Genomic DNA, 20,689 nt, shown 5'->3' with positions numbered 1-20,689 from the left:
ACGAAGTCTAACAGGCATGTGCAAATAGTTCTATAAACTTACGAAGTCTAATAGACGGTGTATATTTGGACTTCGTAAGTTTATTGGTGGTCGGCAATAAAGCCTGCCAAATCTTTAAACCATTCTAAAACTTTTTTCTTGCTAACTAATGTAGGCTTGTCTAAAACAAAAGAATTGTAAGAGGAATACTTATAATCTTGCATTCTTGATGCTAATCCTGCTTTAATTGGATTTTGATGAATGTAGGTTATTATTCTGGTGTAATAGCTTTCAGAATTGATTACTTTGGCTTTATAACGCCCTTGAAATAAACTACCAACTCGATTATAAGATTTATTAATTGATTTGGAATAAGAGATGAAGAAATTTTTAATCCCTTTTTCGAAGTTAACCTTATCCCTTATTTGAATAAAGAAATGAAAATGATTCGGCATTAAACAATACGCATACACATCAACATAGGGTAATACGTATTTTTGAAATTGGTTAAGAAAGTATTTATAGTTACTCTCTTCATAAAAAATTAAACTTTTGTTGTTTCCACGATTGAATACGTGATAAAAACTATTTTCCTCTATTTTCATAATTAAACGATATAAAAAAATAGGGAGGATATAAACTTACGAAGTCTTAATAGACAAATTAAAAAGACTTCGTAAGTTTCTGTTTTGTTGAAATCTTAACAGACTAAGCTAAAAGACTTCGTAAGTTTCTGGTAAGTCAAAAGATTTAGTCAAACTTCCAGCGTACGAAAGCTTCCATCGCTTCATATTCTGCTAAGCCTAAAGCATCATAAGCTTTGGCTGTATCTCGGTTGCGGTCTTCAGCTCTTTGCCAAAATTCTCTTGCATCATCACCAGGGAAAACAGCTCTGTCTTTCTGACTTTGGTGCTTGAAAATTGCATATTTTTTGCGCTCAAGTTCTTGTGGACTAATTGGAACTGCCATTTCGATTTCATGTGTTTCAAACTCATGCCATGCGCCACGGTACATCCATAACCAACAATCTTTTGCCCAATCTTCTGTTTTACGAAGCTCGGTTAGAGCAGCTAAAATAATATTGAAACAAACAATGTGCGTTCCGTGTGGATCTTCAAAATCTCCAGCTGCAAAAACCTGTTGAGGTTTTACTTTTTGCAAAAGTTCTTTTGTAAGTTCTACATCAAGTTGCGTAACTGGATTTTTCTGGTTTTTACCACTCTCATAGAACGGAAGTGCTTGAAAATGGATGTGATCATCTTCCAAGCCACAATATCTTGCTCCAGCTATCGCCTCACCTTTTCTGATTAATCCTTTAACCGTTTGAATTTCTGGAGTATCTACCTGATTGGGCTTTTTCTTATCAATAAATGTTCTCATTTTTTGATACAACTCTTTCAAATGGCTATTATCCATACCCATCTTTTCGGTAAAATCTACATTAAATTCTACAAAACGTAAAGCATCATCATCCCAAACAGCAGTATTACCAGATGTTTGATAAGCTACATGCACATCGTGTTTCTGATCAACTAAGCGGATAAAAGTACCGCCCATAGATATCACATCATCATCAGGATGTGGGGAGAAAATGATAACACGTTTTTTTGCAGGCTCTGCTCTTTCAGGGCGTTGAGAATCATCTGCATTAGGCTTTCCACCCGGCCATCCAGTTATTGTATGTTGTAGTTTATTAAAGATATGAATGTTGATGTTGTAAACCGGGCCTTTCTCAGTAGCCAGTTGCGCCATCCCGTTGTTGTTATAATCGTCTTCGGTAAGTTTTAAAATTGGCTTTTTCAAAGTATTAGCCAACCAAATTACCGCCTTACGAATTAAAGCATCTGTCCATACACAATCTTTTACCAACCAAGGTGTATCAAACCTTGTTAAATCTGATGCTGCCGGAGCATCTAAAATAAATTCAACGTTTTCTGAAAGCTGTAAGTACGTTGCCGGAACATCGCCAGAAATTTCTCCTTCTACAGCTTTTTTAATAATTGAAGCTTTTTTACGGCTCCAGGCCATTAAAATAATTTCTCTTGCTTTGAAGATTGTACCAATACCCATGGTGATGGCTTTTGTTGGTACGAAAGATTTTCCACCGAAATCACGAGCAGCATCTCTTCTTGTTAAATCATCTAGTGTAACTAAACGTGTACCAGAGTTTGGTGCAGAACCTGGCTCGTTAAAACCAATGTGACCAGTACGACCAATACCTAAAATCTGAATATCCAAACCACCTAAATCTCCAATCTTTTTCTCATAATCCAGACAGAAAGCAGGAATGTCTTCTAACGCCAAAGTTCCATCAGGAATGTGTACGTTATTTTTATCGATGTCGATATGGTCGAAAAGGTTCTCGTTCATAAACGTAACATAACTTTGCGCCGCATTTGGCTGCATTGGATAATACTCATCCAAATTAAAAGTAATTACATTTTTAAAACTTAAGCCCTCTTCTTTATGCAGCCTAACCAATTCAGCATAAACTGCAATTGGGGTAACACCTGTTGCTAAGCCCAGTACGGCAGGTGTGTTGTTTGCTTGTTTTGTCTTGATAAGACCTGCAATGCGTTGCGCAACATTTACAGAAGCAATTTTTGGATTTTCGAACACGCTCACAGGGAGTTTTTCGAAGCGTGTCTCCTCCAGTAGATTTAATCTTGCCATTTTTTGTTATGGTTTTTAATGTACGGAGCAGTAAATATAACAACATATGGTCGGTTTTCACTAAAGGTTTTTTACTTTTATTGCAAGTAATTCAATAATATTAGCTTTAAGTACCAAACAAACGTTTGCTCGTTTTTCAATAAAAATCAATCTGTTATGAATCTTCAAATACAAAAACTCTACGAGAAAACGAATAAGGCTGAGCGCCTGATTATTGGCTTAATGAGCGGAACATCGATGGACGGTTTAGATATTGCACTTTGCAACATTAAAGGCAGTGGCGCTGAAACTGAGGTAAAAATATTAAAGTTTAAAACAGGAGATTATACTGATGATTTTAGAGCGAAGATTAAAGCAATTTTCTCAAAAAAAGAAGTCGATTTGCAATTGGTTTGTTTGATGAATGAACACATTGCGAATGTTCACGGTGAGCTTATTAACCAGGCTTTAAAAGAATGGGGTTATGAGAAGGAACAAATTGATTTTATTGCCAGTCATGGTCAAACGATATTTCATGCGCCAAAATCATTGCACAAGCTAGACGGATATCCGAATGGCACATTGCAAATAGGCGATGGCGATCACATTGCCATGAAAACTGGTATTATTACTTTATCCGATTTTAGGCAAAAACACCTTGCTGCAGGCGGAGAAGGTGCGCCATTAGCCGTTTATGGCGATTACCTTATATTTTCTAAAGCCGGAGAAAACCGCATCATGTTAAATATTGGTGGTATATCAAACTTTACTTATCTGCCGGCGAATTTAAAAGCTGAAGAAATTTTCTCAACGGATGTTGGCCCTGGTAATACTTTGATGGATCAGTTTATGCAGCAACATTTTAATCGATTTTACGATAAGAATGCTGAAATATCATCATCTGGAAAATTAAACGATGCGCTTTTATCAGCTTTGCTGGATTGTGATTTTTTTAATGACAGCTTTCCAAAAACTACGGGTCCTGAATTGTTCAATCTAGAGTATTTAATTCGAGCACAAAAAAAATCATCAACAGAAAATATTTCTAAAGAAGATGTAATGGCTACTTTATGCCATTTCTCAGTAGAAACAATATCTAATGCTATAAAAAGCTGCTTTGATGAAACTTCTGAAATTCACATATTTATGAGTGGCGGCGGTATGCACAACCCATTGCTTGCTAGCTTATTAAAAAGCAAATTATCATCAGCCATTTTTAAAACTACTGATGATTTAAACATTAATCCGGATGCTAAAGAAGCGGTGTTGTTTGCAGTTTTAGCAAACGAAACACTCTGTGGAAAACCAATAAACTTCGGCAAAAGACAAGGAGTACCTTCTGTTTGTATGGGAAAGATTAGTCTTTCAGAATAAAAAATTTGGTTTGTGTTGTAATTTGCTAAATTTGTTAATTAACTAATCATAATTTAACAAACCAAACTTTATGGAAAAAAGTTACCTAAAATGGTCGCCAAAATTATTATCAATTTTGATGATCTCATTTGTGCTACTTTTACTTTCAGAAATGGCAAACGCTCAGAATAAGCGCTATACTATTACAGGAAAAGTAACCGAATCTGCAAATAAAGAACCTATACCAGGTGCAGTTGTAAAAATCTTGAACACCAATCTGGCTACAAGCACTTCAGGAAATGGTAGTTATAGTTTTATCGTCGATCTTCCGGCAGGTAAATACCAAATTCAATTTTCTTACGTAGGATTTAAAACATCTGTACAAAGTGTCGATTTAGGCACAGGAGACCAAATTCAGGTAAATGGCTCGCTTACTGGAGACGCCGTTGGCTTGGATGAAGTAATTGTTACCGGTACATCGCAAGGAACGACAAGAAAACAACTTGGTAGTTATGTAAGTACCGTTAAGGGAGACGATTTGAATAAAGCGCCGAGTGGAAATGCTCTAGCTTCGCTACAAGGTAAAACACCTGGAGCACAAATTAGTCAAAACTCCGGAGATCCGGCGGGAGGAATTTCTGTTAGATTAAGGGGTGTAAGTTCCGTAAATTCATCTTCAGAGCCATTGTACATTATTGATGGTGTAATTGTAAACAACTCAACAACAAGAGTAACCAATACATCTGCAAATTACGATGGAGGAAACTTTGTTGGAAGTATCGGGCAAAACCGTATGGTTGATATCAGTCCTTCTGATATAGACCGTATCGAGGTATTAAATGGAGCAGCAGCGGCAGCAATTTATGGCTCAAGAGCAAATGCTGGCGTTATCCAGATTTTTACCAAAAGAGGTAAAACTGGTGAACCACAAGTAAGTTTCAGCACCAGCTTAACCATTAGCGAATTGCGCAAGCAAATAGAAGTTAACCAATCGCCAACAAAATTTGGAGGACCAACTGATGGAGCGACTGCACAAACTCAGGATGTATTAACACCTACCTTAACAAACACAACTCCGGTAACCAGATATAATTATCAAGATTATATTTTTAGAACTGGTATCGGAACAGATAATTCAGTATCTGTTTCTGGCGGTAACGACAATACAAAATTCTACACTTCGGCAGGTTATTTTTCTAATCAGGGGATTATTAAAAATACTGATTTCAGAAGAATGAATTTCAGAGCAAATCTTGATCAAACCATTAACAAATGGGCAAAACTAACCGCTGGATTTAATTACATCCACAGTGATGCCAATGAAAAACCTGATGGTAATTCATTCTTTTCTCCAATGAACTCGGTTACAATTATTGGTAACTTTCATGACCTGTTTGCAAGAGACGCTTTAGGTAATTTAAAAGCGATTGGAGAACGCGGTCGTGTAAATCCAGTTTCTGTTATTGAAGATATTAAGCAGCGCCAGTTTACAAACCGCATTATTGCAAATACAGGTTTAAAGCTTACACCAGTTAAAAACCTTACTATTGATTATAGTATGGGTGTTGATAATTCCATACAAAATGGAACAACCTTTATTCCACCATTTGCATATAATGTAAGTACTGGTTTTTATGGTGGTGGTCCAACTTTAGATCCATCCTTAAATGGTTATGCTAGTGCAGCGAATGCTACTACAACATTATTTAATAACGAACTGAATTTTACTTACGATACTAAAATTACAGATTTATTGAGTTCGACAACACAATTGGGTGGTTCTTATCAATATCAAAAAGATCTTTTCAGTTTACTTAACGGACGTGGTTTAGCGCCTTTCGTTCAGGTTGTAAATGGAGCAAGTACAATTCTTCCAAACAGCGATAGCCGTTCAGAATTTTCAATCAGTGGGGCTTATTTACAACAAAACTTTAAGTATAAAGATCATTTGTTTGTAACTGGAGCAATCAGGGTAGATCAATCTACTGTGTTCGGAGAAGAAAACAGAACGCAATATTATCCAAAAGCAAATGTTAGTTATGTGCTATCGTCTGCTGATTATTGGAAAGATTTTGGCGTTTCATCTTGGTGGAATGCTTTTAAGTTAAGAGCCGCTTATGGTCAATCGGGTAATTTGACAGGTATTGGTGCTTATGACCGTCTTAATGTGTATTCTCCAAGCGCATTGAACAGTAAAACATCACTAACATCATTAACTACTTTGGCAAATACCAATGTAAAACCTGAGCGTCAGCAAGAACTTGAAGTAGGAACAGACATGTCGTTTTTCAATAATCGATTAGGGTTAACTTTCAGTTATTATGATAAAACCGTAAAAGATTTACTATTGGGAGTGGTGATTGCGCCAACAACTGGTTATTCAAGTTTATTAGATAACATTGGAGGAAAACTTAAAAACAAAGGTTTCGAGTTAATGTTAACTGGTGTTCCATTGAAAAGCGATAATTTCACATGGACATCAACTGTGATTTTTAATAGAAACAGAAATAAAATTGTGGGTTCAGGTGCGCAAAGGTTAATTTCAACCAATGCTGGTGCACCGGTATCTATTACTGATGGTTATCCGGTAGGTGTGTTTTACGGTACATTCTTTGCCCGCAATCCTGATGGAAGTTTGTTATTGAATGCCCAGGGAATCCCGCAAACAGAAAGAGGTGTTCAGACATCGGCTACAACTTACGAAACTTCAAGAACTGGCGGACAGCCATCAGGTACTGTTCTCCGTAAAGTTGTTGGTGATCCAAATCCTGATTATACGGGTTCGTTTGTGAATGATTTTACTTATAAAAAATTAAGTCTTCATGTTCAATTAGATGCTGTTCAAGGTGGTGATGTATGGAATGCGGATTGGAGAACTCGTCAGGGTGTGGGTAATGGTAAAGTTGCTGAAGCAGAACAATTAGGACAATTGCCAAGAGGTTATGTTGCGGGCGCATACAATGTCGAAGAATGGCGTATAGACGACGGATCTTTCGTGAAATTAAGAGAAATCTCTTTAAGTTATAACATCGGACAGGTTAAATTTATTAAAAGCTTAACAGTAAACTTAAGCGGCAGAAACTTGGTTTCGTGGGATAATTACAAAGGCTACGACCCTGAGTTAAACTCTGGCGGTCAATCTACAATTTTAAGAAATATTGATTTCGGTTCTGTGCCAATTCCACGTACTTACTCATTAGGTTTACAAGCAAGGTTCTAAATAAAAAGACTTATTATGAAAAATTTAAAATCAAAATATATAGGTTATGCATTTCTACTTACAGCTGTTGCTTTTTCAAGTGCTTGTAATAAGGAATACTTAAATCCTAATGCGGCTACGGCCGAAGAAGTATTAACCTCTGCAAAGGGTTTAACAGGTGTTACTGTAGGGTTGCAAAAAAACTTTTCGACCACAAGAGCTGGTGTTTTATACGCATCGATTACCTTAAACGGATTAACCACTAATGAATTAATATCCATTAATACCGGTAATACTAACGAAGAACGCTTAGTTGCAGGCGGTGTTCAGGTAGATGGAACCAACACAATATTATTAAACGTTTGGGCGGGTTCGAATAAAATCATTTTCGATGCAGATAACGTAATTAATAATTCAGCCAATCTTGCTGATAAAAATTATGCTTCGGGTTTAATTGCTCATGCAAGTATTTTTAAAGCATTAGCTTTAGGCAACTTATCTGAGTATTGGGAAAGAGTTCCTGCAAGTATTGGTCAAAATGTTACTTTTATTAGCCGTGTAGAAGGATTTAATAAAGCAATTGCTACAATAGATAACGCGTTAGCGGTTATTGCTGCAAACCCAATCAGCGCTTCGTTTACGGGGAACATTCCGGCAGGAATTGATATTCCAAACACTTTGAATGCATTAAAAGCACGTTATGCTTTATTTGCAGGCAACTATGCTTTAGCTTTAACAGCAGCAAATGCAGTCGATTTAAGCATATCAAAAAAATCGACTTTCACTTACGATGCGTTAAACCTAAATCCGATTTTCGAAATTGCTACCTCTACAAATAATGTAATTCAGCCGAAAAATATAAGCCTGGGCCAAACTGGTGCAAACGTACCAGATGCTGGTGATGCAAGGATTCCATTTTATACTGTGGTAAATACAACAGTTCGTATCAATGGTTTCGGAGCGGCAACTTTCGCACAAATCCCAGTTTATTTACCTGGTGAGGTTACTTTGATTAAAGCAGAAGCTTATGCTCGTCAGGCAACACCAAATTTATCAAGTGCTTTAACCGAGTTAAATAAAATTGTAACCAAAACTGCAGCAACAGATGTTTTTGGAGTTGGTGCAGCACTTCCTGCATTAACCGGAACTTACACGCAACAACAGCTTTTAGATTTAATTTACAAGCATCGTTGTATTGAGTTATTTATGTCAGGATTGAAACTGGAAGATATGAGAAGATTTAACCAGCCGCTTACAGATAGAAAGCGTAACTTCTTCCCTTATCCTTTCCAAGAGCGAGATAATAACACAAACACTCCGGCAGATCCGGCGTTTTAAAAAAACCTAAAATTACCAAAAGCCTCAAGTTAAAACTTGGGGCTTTTATTTTGGAAACAGATTTTCCGATGAGTTATTTACATCACATTAAGCTGATATTAAAATCTTGCTTGCTATTGGCTATATTTTAAGGTACTTTTGCTAAAATAGATAAAGATAACAGATTGAATTTTAACGACTTTAATTTTAACCCCGACTTACACGAAGGCCTTATGGCAATGGGGTATAAAAGCGCTACTCCGATACAAGAACAAGCCATCCCGGTAATTTTAGATAACCACGATCTTATTGCATGTGCCCAAACAGGTACAGGAAAAACCGCCAGCTACCTTTTACCCGTAATGGATAAAATTAGCCGTGCTACCGATAGACATAACAATACCTTAATTTTAGCACCAACCCGAGAGCTTGCCCAACAAATTGATTTACAGGTTGAAGCACTGGCTTATTTCACAAACATAAGCTCTTTAGCGGTTTATGGCGGTGGCGATGGAATTGCATACGAGCAACAAAAACGTTCGATGCGTGATGGTGTAGATATTATTATTGCTACACCTGGTCGCTTAATGGCGCATTTATCTTCCGGTGTTTTAAAACTGGAACATTTGCAACATTTAATTTTAGATGAAGCAGATAGAATGTTAGACATGGGTTTCTACGATGATATTATGCGCATTGTAAGTTATCTGCCTAAAAAAAGACAAACGCTGTTATTTTCTGCGACTATGGCTCCTAAAATCAGGAAAATGGCCGGTAGCATTTTAGATAACCCTCAGCAGATTACCATATCAATTGCTAAACCAGCAGAAGGAATTAGCCAACAAGCTTATAACATTCACGACCAGCAAAAGCAGGCTTTATTAACCGATATTTTCAAGGATGATACTTATAAAAGCGCCATCATCTTCGCCTCTACAAAGGAAAAGGTAAAAGCATTGTACAAAACTTTTAAAGGTTTAAAAATTCAGGCCGAAGCCTTTCACTCTGATTTAGGTCAAAAGGAACGTGAAGATATTTTACTCGCTTTTAAAAACAAAAGGTTGCCAATTATTATAGGTACTGATGTTTTATCTCGTGGTATTGATGTTGAAGGTGTTGACTTAGTCATCAATTACGATGTTCCGGGCGACCCTGCCGATTATGTACACCGAATTGGCAGAACGGCAAGAGCTGCTACAAAAGGAACTGCAATTACCCTCGTAAACGGACGAGATAAACGAAAGTTTGATAACATTGAAAAGCTAATCGAAAAAGAAGTTCCGCGGATGGTTTTACCCGAGCACATTGCCACCATGGAAATTATGCATGTTGAAGAAAAAAGACCTCAACACCCAAGAAATAACGGAAAGAAAAAGGTTTGGCACAAGAAAAAGCCTAAACCAAGCAACCCAAGTTCATAATATTTAAACGCCAGTAGAATTTCTAATTGGCGTTTTTCTTTTATAGATTATCTTTGAATAATTAATGGCAAATTTCATTTTAATCGGCTTATGCATCCTCGCCGGGATTCTCTTTAGAAAGAGCAAAACCCTACCAAAAGATGCACACAAAGGCATAAACGCCTGGATAATTTACATCGCCCTTCCAGCGGTTTCTTTTAAATACCTTCCGCACATTACCTGGACAAAAGAATTACTCTTCCCTGCTTTTGCGCCAATTTGTGTTTGGTTGCTTGGATGGGTATTCATTACAATTTATTCAAAGTTCAGCAAAATTAGCAAAGCAACTTCAGGAGGTTTAAAACTGGTTAGTTCCTTAAGCAATACATCATTTATTGGTTTTCCATTAATAATCGCTTATTTCAGCGAAAAGGAATTGGCAATTGCAATTATTTGTGATCAGGTCACGTTTACGCTACTTTCTACTATTGGAATAATTGTAGCCATTCGTTCTTCTCAGCAACAAAAACTTAATGCAAAGCTGGTTCTTAAAAAAGTTTTAACCTTCCCTCCTCTTATCGGTTGTGTTTTAGCTTTAATTTTACCACGATATTTAGATTTATCTTCTTTTGATGTATTATTCGATAAATTAGCCGGAACAGTTGGTCCGTTAGCATTGTTTTCGATAGGCTTGCAGTTAAAATTTGGTGGTTGGTTTAGCGAAATCAAACACATTAGCTTTGCCCTGTTATACAAATTGATTTTAGCACCGCTTTCGGTTTTATTAATTGCTCTGCTACTAGGCTTAAATGGTATGATTGCCAAAATTACAATTTTTGAAATGGCTATGCCAACGTTATTAACCGCCGGTGTTGTTGCCGATCAATATAATCTAAACCCCAAAGTTTCAAATTTAGTAGTTGGGATAGGAATTTTACTTTCCTTTATTACTACTGGCTTGTGGTGGTTAGTTTTAACACAAACGAACCTATTCTAAATATTTTTTGAAAATGAATGTTTCTGTACGCTTGGCGGCATGTAGTCCTGCTTACCATTACCTGCCTACCGCAGGCAGGCAAGTCCGCACTCGTACCTCGCTTGCGGGCTTTTCATTATAATCAGGTTTAGGAACAAAGGCATCTGCAAGGAACAAGATTTAAGAATCGCTAACCAGTGTTAAAATCGTCATTTCAAGCGAAGCCAAGAACCATGAGGTGGTCAGCGAAACTAAATCCTTATACCTAGTTTAAAAGATTTCTCCACTACGGTCGAAATGACGGGCAAGTTATGTGTATTACTTGGAGGCTCATCGTCATTTCAAGCGAAGCCAAGAACCACGAAGTGTTCAGTGAAGCTAAATCCTTGTACCTAATTTAAAAGATTTCTCCACTACGGTCGAAATGACGGGCAAGTTATATGTTGGTTAAGCATAAAGGCTTTTGCAGGGAAAACCAGCCCAAGCGCTACTGTTTGTGTTTCATAGCCCCGACATACGCGGAAATACTTTTGGCTTACCAAACTAACGAAGTCTTTTACGGTACACTCAAGCAGAGACTTCGTAAGTTTTGCCAAAAGATTGTAGCATTGGCGGGAACAATGTTTCCGAAAAGCACAAAAATTGCGCTTCAAAAAAGAAAATTTAAATAACTAACACTCTGGCAAACTGATTGGAATATTCGTTGCCAAGCCACCATCAGATGTTTCCTTGTATTTTGCATTCATATCCAAAGCGGTTTCCCACATGGTATTTACAACAGCATCCAAACTTACTTTTGCCTTATCGGGATTGCTTTGTAAGGCCAACTGACTTGCAGTAATTGCTTTTATTGCGCCCATCGTATTCCTTTCAATACATGGTATTTGCACCAAACCACCAATCGGATCGCAGGTTAAACCTAAGTGATGCTCCATCGCAATTTCGGCAGCCATTAAAACCTGACGTTGAGAACCACCCAAACATTCTGTTAAAGCCGCAGCAGCCATTGCTGAAGAAACACCAATTTCTGCCTGACAACCGCCCATAGCAGCAGATATTGTTGCGCCTTTTTTGAAAATACTTCCAATTTCTGAGGCACAGGTTATAAATTGGATAATTTTATCTTCAGAGTAACCATCGCAAAAGACAATAAAATATTGTAAAACCGCAGGGATTACGCCTGCAGCTCCATTTGTTGGTGCGGTAACAACTCTACCAAAGGAAGCATTCTCTTCGTTAACGGCTAAAGCAAAGCAACTTACCCAATCTAAGATATAGTTAAAACCGTTTCCACCTTTTCTAATTGCATCAATCCAGGTATCGTAATTTGAATATTCTGCTTTATTTATTAGTCTTTTATTTAGTGGAAATGCCCTTCTGGCAACATCTAAACCGCCTGGTAAAAAACCTGTGGTGTGGCAACCGCGGTAAATGCAATCTCTCATAACATGGAAATGCTGCAAAATGCCAGATTTTGTTACCGATTCAGGCCTCCAGGCTAATTCGTTTTCCATCACAATTTCGCTTACTTTTAAACCGGTTGATAAACACCAGTGTAAAAGTTCTTTCGCTTTTTCTACAGGAAAAGGTAAATCTACCTGTGGTTTTTGGCTATTATCTTCTCCTTCTTTTACAACGAAACCACCGCCGATTGAATAATATGTTTCAGAAACGGCCTTGCCATTTTTTAAAAGTGCCTGAAATGTAACCGCATTCGGGTGGAAAGGTAAGCTTTCGGCGAAAAGGAAAAGTAAGTCGTTTTCGTAAACAAAATCTATAACTACATTACCAGCCAGATTTAATTTTTTATCTCTCTTAATATTTTCGAATGTTGGCGTAACTGCATCAACATCAAATGTTACTGGGTCTGCACCCGTTAATCCCAATAAAATTGCAACATCAGTTCCGTGGCCAACACCTGTTTTAGCAAGCGAGCCGTAAAGTAATATTTTTATCGCCTCAACATCACCAAGCAAATTATTTTCTTTTAAAGATGCTGTGAATTGCTGAGCAGCCCGCCACGGACCAAGTGTATGAGAACTTGATGGACCAATGCCGATTTTAAAAATATCAAAAACTGAAATTTGTTCTTTAATCATGAATTTAGTTAGTTACAGATTTATCAATGCAGGGATGATCTGTTATACAAAGCTATAATTGTTTTTAACATTCCCGAGAATGAAAATTTATTTTAATTATCAGCAATTATATATTTATCAATTCTTATTAGATTTGGTTATGAAATTACGCTTGCTCATATTATTTAGTTTATTTATTACAGTTTCAAAGGCACAAAAAACCCAAAACGTTTACTTCCTTAAAAACAACGGTCAAAAAGTTGAAAAAAAGGAAGACGCTGATTTTGTAAGAATAATTCAGGAACCTGATTCTGGAGACACCCGTTTTAAATTATTAGAGTTTTACAAGAACAATAACAGAAAAACTGTTGGTCACCTTATATCTTTTGAACCAAGATTATCTTATGATGGCATTATTATGGGCTTCGATTCTTTAGGTAGAAGAACGGAGGCACTAAGTTATAAGAATGGCATTCCTGAAGGTGTTTCCGTATATTATTATTCTAACGGAAAAATAAAAAGAAAGACAGAATATATATCATCAGCCAGACCAGTGAACGAAGTGATAGGAGAAAATTCTTCGTTAAATGATTTCATTTTTAAAACGAACTCGAAGATCTTGTATCATGCGGATTCGACCGGAAAAGTAAATATTGAAGATGGAAAAGGACATTTAAAGGAAGTAAATAAATTTAAAGAATATGAATCTGGTGAAGAGGGAGATTATCTTGATGGTATGAAAACTGGTTTATGGACTGGTTACGATACACAGCTTGGAATTACTTTCAAAGAAAATTATGAGGCTAATAAATTAATTTCTGGTGAAAGTATTAAGGATGGAAAAACCTATCAATACACTTCAAGTTTTGAAGTGCCAGAATATAACGGTGGAGAAAGAGCATGGAAAAATTTTATTGCCTCGAACACTAAATATCCAACTTACGCCTATCGGAATAATATAAAAGGAACAGTTAAAACTAGTTTTGTGGTAGACAAGACCGGAAAAATTGTTGATATTGTTATTGAAAAATCTATCGAAAATTCTTTGGATGAAGAAGCTAAAAGAGTCTTAATGTATGCTCCAAGATGGGAACCTGGGAAACAAAGAGGTATTCCGGTAAGGGTTAAGTATAATCAAAGCTTTAACTTCAATTTTTAAATAAATATAGAAACGCTCAAATGGCTTTTAGTACCCCAAATTACGAAGAAATTGATTATCGTTACTGTCAGGCATCAACAGGCTTAAGGTTTGCAAATTATTTTATCGATACGATAGTTATATACATATTGATATTTGCCTTAGGTATTGTAGTTTATTTCATTAATCCGGAAATTCTAGATTCGCGTAATGATGGCATTACAGAACGTGTTGTTGGAATGATTTTTTATGGCGTAATCATGTCGTTCACTGAAGCGATGTTGAACGGAAAATCAATTGGCAAATATATTACTAAAACTAAAGCTGTAAACCTCGATGGAAGCGACCTTACTTTTGAAAAAGCATTTACCAGAAATTTAATCAGGATTATTCCTTTTAATCCGCTAAGTGCATTAGGTTCTCCTTGCAACCCATGGCATGATAGGTGGTCGCAAACTATGGTTGTAGAAGAAAAGAAAGTGGCTTTACAAATGCAGAAAACAGAGTTATTTTCTACGGTTAAAAATCAAACTCTATAATATCGCTATCTTTTAACATTTGCTCTACAAACTTCTGGTGATTTTTAGGCGTTCCGGTGGCAGTCCAATTCCCGGTAATTACATTATTAACCAATTGATGTTTCCCTCGTTGTGGCTTCAGTTTATTTTCTTTAAAAACTTCTTCGTAGCTTTCTAAATCTCCGTGAACGTGCTGTTTTTTAACAATTCGATAAACACGTTTGGTAAAGCGTCTGTCGCCAATTTCCTCCAAAAAAGGAAAAATAATTAATGCCAGCAAAACTACTCCTGTTACACCAATGGCTTGCTCGTAATAGCCTGAACCAATAGCCATACCGATTGCAGCTACAATCCAAATAATACAGGCAGTAGTTAACCCCTTAACCCTATTTTCTTCTTTAAAGATTACACCTGCGCCTAAAAACCCAATTCCAGTAACAATATTTGAAGCAATTCTATCCTGGCTTGTTGCGCCTATTTTAATTGATAAAATGGTAAAAAGCGTTGCACCTAAACCAATCATCATCATGGTTTTTAATCCGGCTGATTTGCTTCTGTATTCTCGCTCTGCACCAATTAACCCACAAAGCAGTGTAGCCAACAGAAATTTATTGATTTCGCTTTGGGTAATAAAATGATGGTTTTCTATTATATCGTTCATTATTTGCTTAATAATAAAGCAAATTAATAAAAATCATAACATCTTAATCCATTCGCCCGGCCATAGTTAGAACTATTAAGCCAATATTTTTCGTAACCCACACCAATTTCTGATGTTCCTCCGGTATTTGTGTAGTTTAATTTCGAGGTAGTTGCATCGTGACTTAAGCCAATTCTAAACTTTTCGCCATTTGTCCTTCTGTTAAAAATATCGAATATTACAGAGAACACAATTGCATCATTACCATTGGTTCCGCCATCGTTTCTATACCAAATCCCTGCATTTACACCAGAATATTTAAATTGAGTGCCCAAACTAAAAGACATTACATTTTGCTGGCGATAAGCAACTACAGAAGGGATTAGGTAAGCTCCGTCTCTATCATATCTATCAGGAATAATGGCTAGTTTATAACTCATATTGGCCGAAAAACGCATTGGTAATCTGGCTTGGTAGCCTGCCAGAGACTCATCTGGACGATTTAAATGATGAACGCCTAAACCCAGCATAAAATTTTTGTACACAATATTTCCTCCCGCCGCCGCATCAAAATAAAATCTGCTATCAACATTTGGTCTTTCTGCACCAGAAATTCCACCCGGAATAATACCTGCGTTTATGTCAATCTGATCTCCAAATACTAATCTATCCCAGTTTAACTTTTGGTTGGTTATACCTCCTTGTAATCCGAAGGAAAGTGTAAAATCTTCTCCACCAATAATGTACGAATAACTTAAAGCTATGTTATTTTTTTGGAGATAAGCTGTTCCTTCACTGCTTCGGTTAAAAATTATTCCAACGCCACTGTTTAATTTTTGAAGATTTAAATCTGCAGATGCGCTCATGTAAGAAAAATCACCAGAGAGCCCCGTCCATTGATTCCGATATAAGGCATTAAATCTAATATCGCCTTAAAACTGCCCGGTTAATGCCGGATTTAAATAAATTGGCGAATTGTAAAACTGGCTGTAAATGTGATCTTGCCCTTTAGTTACAAAAGGGAAAGTAATCAACAATATAATTAGGTTAATCCAACTTCGCTTCATCATCTTATTAAATATATTGTACCTGTTTTTCTAGGTGAAGAATTATCGTAAGCCATTCCTTTCCAATCGCTACCATTGATAAATTTCACTTCAATTTTCCAAAAATATACACCTTGCGGCTGCTCTTGCCCGTTAAAAGTTCCATCCCAACCTTCTGATGGCGCACCATCATCAAGCTTAGTGGTTTCCCATAAGGCTTGCCCCCATTTATTAAAAACAGTCATTTTCCAAATGTCAATCCCTCTTCCCTTAGCTTTAAAAGTTCGCAATTCATTTTTAGCACTTGCCGGCATAAAGGAGTTTGGCAAATGCAAAGTTCCGGGAACACCAATTACCCTTACCATTTGTGTTGAAGTAGCTGCACAACCTTCTTTATTAATAATTTTTAGCGTAACCATGTATTCGCCAACATTGCTGTAAGTGTGTGTAGGATTTTGTAAGGTCGATTTAGAACCATCGCCAAAACTCCACTCCCAACTACCAGCAACATTTATACTTGCATCTCTAAAATTGAAAGTGTAGTTAGGTATTGAAAGTTCGTTACCGGGTAAAACCGTGAAATTTGATTGAGGAGGTGCAACTAACTGAATGTAATTAGGCAAAACAGAAACATTTTTACATCCCTGAATATTTGTAGCAGTTAGCGTAACTGTATAATTCACATTATTTCCAGAGTAAGTGTGCTCCGGCTCGAATTGGTTCGAGGTAGTTCCATCGCCAAAATCCCAAAGGTAGCTTACTGCGTTTTTGCTATTATTTGTAAACTTTACTACAGTGCCACTACAGCCAACTGTTTTATCGGCGGTGAATGCTACAGTTGGTTGCTCGAGCACTACTATAGTTTCAGTAGTAAAATTGGTTGAACAATCGTTAGAAGTGTACAAAGTAACCACATATGTACCAGGTTTGGTGAATGTATGAGCAATCATTTCTGGTGCAGAGCTTGTAATTGCTGAGCCACCATCGCCAAAATTATAGTAAAAAGTACTTGCCCCTTTTGTGTTGTTATAGAAATCGACTGTATGAGGTGCGCATCCTCTTAATTGAGGCGCATTAACAACTAGCTCAGGTATAATATTATTTGGCGAAACCCTTATTGTATATTGTGATACACTTGTACCACAATCATTGATGGCCGTCATTTTCACAACATATTCTGTAACTGCATTTGTTGTATAGGTGTGCGTAACTTTGCTTTTATCCGTAACGGTTAACACAGGACTTCCATCACCAAAATCATAAGTAAAGCTTGTGTATGTTCCTGGTGAAGTATTACTAAATGAAGTTGTAAATGGAGAACAACCCGAGGTTTTATCTGGAGAAAAAGCTGAAATTGCTGCTGCCTTTACCAAAACAGTAGATGTTTTAGTAATTTCTCCGCAAGGTGTTGTAGCCTTTAATATAACCGTATAAGTAATATCATTACCTTCTGGATCTGAACGATAATCTACTCGTGGAGGATTAGCTAGGTTTGAGGTTGTACCATTTCCAAAATCCCAAGAGAATGTTGAACCCGTTAAATTTGATGAAGTATTTACAAAATTAACACTAAATGGGCCACAACCTGATGTTTTATCTTGAGTAAAATCAACCGTAATATTCTCTCTTGTTCTAAAAGTATGTGATATTTCATCTGCCAAACATCCAGAAAGGCTTGTTACAACCAATCTAATAACCACATTGGCATTATTATTTGTTATTGTATAACCAGGGAATACAGCGCCGGTACCAATTGGATTACCATTGGCAAACCAACTATAAGTTGCATTTCTGCCGGGATAAAGTCCTGCCTGAACGATGGTTGGACTTAGAATAAATGGTGCACAACCAATATCTGTAGTATACAAAATTTCAGCTTTTGCATTTTGATTCACCGTTATAAGCACTACATTGCTTGCATTTGCCGAACCACCAGAACATGCAGCACTTGATACTAATCTGCGATAGCGTATACTAACTGTTGGTACTGGAGGTGCATAATTAATATCCGTAGCACCTGCAATATCTGTCCATGTAGTTCCATTAAAGCTCGATTGCCATTGGTAAATAAATGTACCATTTGCTCCAATTGGTGTAGTGCCTGTTAATGGTGTTATTGGAGCGCCGACACAAATTGTTTGGTTTGCTGAGATTTCATTATTGGTTATTGCAGGCAAAACATCCAATTGTATCGAATTACTTTCTGATGGACAAACAATACTGCTTACAACTCTTCTAAAATATATGTCCGAACTTACCGTAATGTTCAAATCTTTTGCATTTCTGCCTGGTAAATCAGTCCAGGTAATACCATCCGTACTGCTTTGCCATTGAATAGTATACGTACCATTTCCACCAGTTGGAACTGAACCAACTACAGTAATTGTTTGCCCTGAACATACAGTTGTAGAACTTGTAGTAATCGTATTGGTTATTGCCGCGGGATAAGTAACTAACACTTCATCGTAACTGCCCGGGCAAGAGCCTCCGGTCATTGTCCATCTAAACCCATAACTATTTCCTGCCGATAAGCCTGAAACAGTTGTATTGTACTGAGTGGGCCCATCAATGCTTACTAACGGGCCAGAGATTTGTGTCCATACTCCGACTTCGTTATTACCAACTAGAGTTGCAATAGTACCTGTACATAAAGTTTGATCCGGACCAGCCGCAGCACCTTGAACGGTAACTGTTAGAGGTGCCGAAACAACAGCGCCGCAAGCACCACTTGTTACGCTTAAGGTTATTGTATAAGTTCCCGCAGTTGTAAAATTGAATATCGGATCTTTACTAGTAGCAGTTGTGCCACCGGCAAATGAAACTGCCGGAGTAACTGTCCATAAATAAGTTGGAACAGCATTACAGGTATTATCAATTTCAGATGTATTTATCGGCGCCAGTGTACTTGGCGCACAAACTGTAGTACTCGGCAAAGTAAATATTGGTTTTGGTGGGTCTTGAATACAGATTTGCTGCTCGACCGGGTCGGCATCACATGCTCCAGAACTAACAGAAGTTAATCTGATGGTATGGATTCCCTTAGTTAAAAATCTATAAACAAAATTGTAAGAACGTGGCTTATTTGCCTCTATCAAAGTGCCATCAACATACCAATTATAAGTTACCATGTTCGGCTCGCAACCTGCTGAAGTTGTATTAGGATTTTGACCTAGTTGTGAAGTATTAGTAAACGTAATTTCGGTATTTGTACATGCCGGAGTTTCATAAGTAAATGAATTAATTGGCTTAATTACAACCTTTGCGTAAGCACTCAATGGGTCGCCTAAATTTCCACAGAAATCATTTGCTACCCTTATGGCTACATTAAAGGCATTATAAATTGGCCCTGAGGCAGTATTTGAAACCCGACCGCATGACGAAGTTGTGTAATCATGACCAACTTTACCACCCGCTTTTAGTATATCGCAGAAGGTATATGTTGTAGAAGTACCATCTCCCCAGTTTATAACATATCTATCTCCAGGAAAATTATTTAAAATACCACTAGCTGTTAAATCGACATTAAATTGATAAGAAGCTAAGGGCAAGCAAACCGGATTATTATTTATAGTTGCAAAAGCAGTTGTAGCCTGATTATTAATGATAAAATAGGCTTTTGTACCAACAGTCCCATCGGGCATTGTAGCCTTGGCTAAAACAGTGTAATGAGCAAGTTGGGCGGTAAAGTTTTGAGGGCTGTTTAAATTTAGATTTGTGGTAGCGTTAGTTATTTCGTTTTTAACACTTGCACTAACTGTAGCATTGGCAGAAGAGTTATTGGAGAGTATCAGATCATAATTAGCCCTGGTAATACACGTGCCAAAAGCCTCTTGTCCAGCAGGGCTGTTTAATACTGTCGATAAAACCTCGGCCCTTACTGGTACACCTGCTTTTATTTCAAAAGCGGCTGATTCCGTACTAATTTCTGCTGGTACAGTTGATTTTACTCTAACCTTGTAGCCTGTACCGATTGGTGTATTAGCAGGAATTAAGCCATTTACATAAGTGCTGTAAAAACCTGTGTAAGTGCCAATTCTTCTCTCTGAGGCAAAACTTCCGCTTGCATCAGAAATATATAATTCAAAAGTGTTAGTTGTTGCAACACAAGAAGCATTTCCAATTGTAAACGGAACGGCAATTGTACTACCCGGCGTATATGGACCTGCATCAACAGCACCCACAGTTAACTGTGAAAATGTGTTTAAAGCAAATAATATTAATGTCGAGAAAACAAATACGGAACGCGTAATCTGTTTACACCAAATCTTCATAAAAATCTTTAACAATAGGGGTTATTAAAGACATTACTTCGCACAAAAAAATAAACGACAAAATGAAAGCGCTGAGGAGACTTTTAAAATCAATTTGTAGGGTAAAGTTTTATTCGATAGAA

The 20,689-nt window shown here is 37.1% G+C and carries 13 protein-coding genes; 7 read left to right on the top strand and 6 right to left on the bottom strand.

Features of this window, described 5'->3' with window-relative positions; all coding sequences use genetic code 11:
• Positions 1-80 precede the first annotated feature (80 nt).
• Together ACO05K_RS17535 and nagB are read right to left on the bottom strand one after the other, a co-directional pair.
• Positions 81-584, bottom strand: coding sequence for a transposase (locus ACO05K_RS17535; RefSeq protein ID WP_421945710.1), 504 nt, complete (start codon positions 582-584; stop codon positions 81-83).
• Positions 585-729: 145 nt separating this feature from the next.
• Complete coding sequence (gene nagB, locus ACO05K_RS17530) at positions 730-2,652, bottom strand: glucosamine-6-phosphate deaminase (protein ID WP_421945709.1); 1,923 nt, start codon at positions 2,650-2,652, stop codon at positions 730-732.
• Between the two features lie 156 nt (positions 2,653-2,808).
• Here nagB and ACO05K_RS17525 point away from each other — a divergent pair, with 156 nt between their 5' ends.
• The 5 genes from ACO05K_RS17525 (at position 2,809) to ACO05K_RS17505 (ending at position 10,897) form a co-directional block, all read left to right on the top strand.
• On the top strand, positions 2,809-4,005 hold the full coding sequence (locus ACO05K_RS17525; protein WP_421945708.1) for an anhydro-N-acetylmuramic acid kinase: 1,197 nt from the start codon (positions 2,809-2,811) through the stop codon (positions 4,003-4,005).
• Between the two features lie 70 nt (positions 4,006-4,075).
• Complete coding sequence (locus ACO05K_RS17520) at positions 4,076-7,204, top strand: SusC/RagA family TonB-linked outer membrane protein (protein ID WP_421945707.1); 3,129 nt, start codon at positions 4,076-4,078, stop codon at positions 7,202-7,204.
• A gap of 15 nt (positions 7,205-7,219) precedes the next feature.
• Entirely contained in the window at positions 7,220-8,521 is a 1,302-nt protein-coding gene (locus ACO05K_RS17515; protein WP_421945706.1) for a RagB/SusD family nutrient uptake outer membrane protein, read from the top strand.
• A gap of 164 nt (positions 8,522-8,685) precedes the next feature.
• Positions 8,686-9,921 (top strand): DEAD/DEAH box helicase, encoded by a 1,236-nt coding sequence (locus ACO05K_RS17510; protein ID WP_421945705.1) that lies wholly within the window; start codon positions 8,686-8,688, stop codon positions 9,919-9,921.
• 64 nt (positions 9,922-9,985) lie between these two features.
• Complete coding sequence (locus ACO05K_RS17505; RefSeq protein WP_421945704.1) at positions 9,986-10,897, top strand: AEC family transporter; 912 nt, start codon at positions 9,986-9,988, stop codon at positions 10,895-10,897.
• Positions 10,898-11,547: 650 nt separating this feature from the next.
• Here the strand turns inward: ACO05K_RS17505 and ACO05K_RS17500 are convergent.
• Positions 11,548-12,975, bottom strand: coding sequence for an L-serine ammonia-lyase (locus tag ACO05K_RS17500; protein WP_421945703.1), 1,428 nt, complete (start codon positions 12,973-12,975; stop codon positions 11,548-11,550).
• Between the two features lie 79 nt (positions 12,976-13,054).
• Between ACO05K_RS17500 and ACO05K_RS17495 the strand changes: the two genes are divergently transcribed.
• Both ACO05K_RS17495 and ACO05K_RS17490 read left to right on the top strand, forming a co-directional pair.
• Positions 13,055-14,113, top strand: a complete 1,059-nt coding sequence (locus ACO05K_RS17495) for a TonB family protein (protein WP_421945702.1) — start codon at positions 13,055-13,057, stop codon at positions 14,111-14,113.
• A 20-nt stretch (positions 14,114-14,133) separates the two neighbouring features.
• Positions 14,134-14,631 (top strand): RDD family protein, encoded by a 498-nt coding sequence (locus tag ACO05K_RS17490; RefSeq protein ID WP_421945701.1) that lies wholly within the window; start codon positions 14,134-14,136, stop codon positions 14,629-14,631.
• On the opposite strand, the gene ACO05K_RS17485 is transcribed toward ACO05K_RS17490, so the two are convergent.
• The 3 genes from ACO05K_RS17485 to ACO05K_RS17475 all read right to left on the bottom strand — a co-directional run bounded on the left by ACO05K_RS17485 (position 14,612) and on the right by ACO05K_RS17475 (position 20,567).
• A complete protein-coding gene (locus ACO05K_RS17485; RefSeq protein ID WP_421945700.1) occupies positions 14,612-15,271 on the bottom strand; it encodes an MgtC/SapB family protein in 660 nt (219 codons plus the stop codon). The genes ACO05K_RS17490 and ACO05K_RS17485 overlap by 20 nt on opposite strands.
• Positions 15,272-15,294: 23 nt before the next feature.
• Positions 15,295-16,176, bottom strand: a complete 882-nt coding sequence (locus tag ACO05K_RS17480; protein WP_421946308.1) for a PorP/SprF family type IX secretion system membrane protein — start codon at positions 16,174-16,176, stop codon at positions 15,295-15,297.
• A gap of 140 nt (positions 16,177-16,316) precedes the next feature.
• Positions 16,317-20,567, bottom strand: coding sequence for a PKD domain-containing protein (locus ACO05K_RS17475; protein ID WP_421945699.1), 4,251 nt, complete (start codon positions 20,565-20,567; stop codon positions 16,317-16,319).
• Positions 20,568-20,689: the final 122 nt, after the last annotated feature.

It is taken from the genome of Pedobacter sp., assembly GCF_965227205.1.
Classification (GTDB): Bacteria; Bacteroidota; Bacteroidia; order Sphingobacteriales; family Sphingobacteriaceae; genus Pedobacter.
This window is presented reverse-complemented; position numbering and strand designations above follow the sequence as displayed.

Bases quoted from the DNA above. Each gene is read 5' to 3' on its own strand.
- ACO05K_RS17505 (WP_421945704.1), top strand. From the start codon at position 9,986: ATGGCAAATTTCATTTTAATCGGCTTATGCATCCTCGCCGGGATTCTC.
- nagB (WP_421945709.1), bottom strand. From the start codon at position 2,652: ATGGCAAGATTAAATCTACTGGAGGAGACACGCTTCGAAAAACTCCCT.
- ACO05K_RS17485 (WP_421945700.1), bottom strand. From the start codon at position 15,271: ATGAACGATATAATAGAAAACCATCATTTTATTACCCAAAGCGAAATC.
- ACO05K_RS17500 (WP_421945703.1), bottom strand. From the start codon at position 12,975: ATGATTAAAGAACAAATTTCAGTTTTTGATATTTTTAAAATCGGCATT.
- ACO05K_RS17515 (WP_421945706.1), top strand. From the start codon at position 7,220: ATGAAAAATTTAAAATCAAAATATATAGGTTATGCATTTCTACTTACA.
- ACO05K_RS17475 (WP_421945699.1), bottom strand. From the start codon at position 20,567: ATGAAGATTTGGTGTAAACAGATTACGCGTTCCGTATTTGTTTTCTCG.
- ACO05K_RS17535 (WP_421945710.1), bottom strand. From the start codon at position 584: ATGAAAATAGAGGAAAATAGTTTTTATCACGTATTCAATCGTGGAAAC.
- ACO05K_RS17490 (WP_421945701.1), top strand. From the start codon at position 14,134: ATGGCTTTTAGTACCCCAAATTACGAAGAAATTGATTATCGTTACTGT.
- ACO05K_RS17525 (WP_421945708.1), top strand. From the start codon at position 2,809: ATGAATCTTCAAATACAAAAACTCTACGAGAAAACGAATAAGGCTGAG.
- ACO05K_RS17520 (WP_421945707.1), top strand. From the start codon at position 4,076: ATGGAAAAAAGTTACCTAAAATGGTCGCCAAAATTATTATCAATTTTG.
- ACO05K_RS17495 (WP_421945702.1), top strand. From the start codon at position 13,055: ATGAAAATTTATTTTAATTATCAGCAATTATATATTTATCAATTCTTA.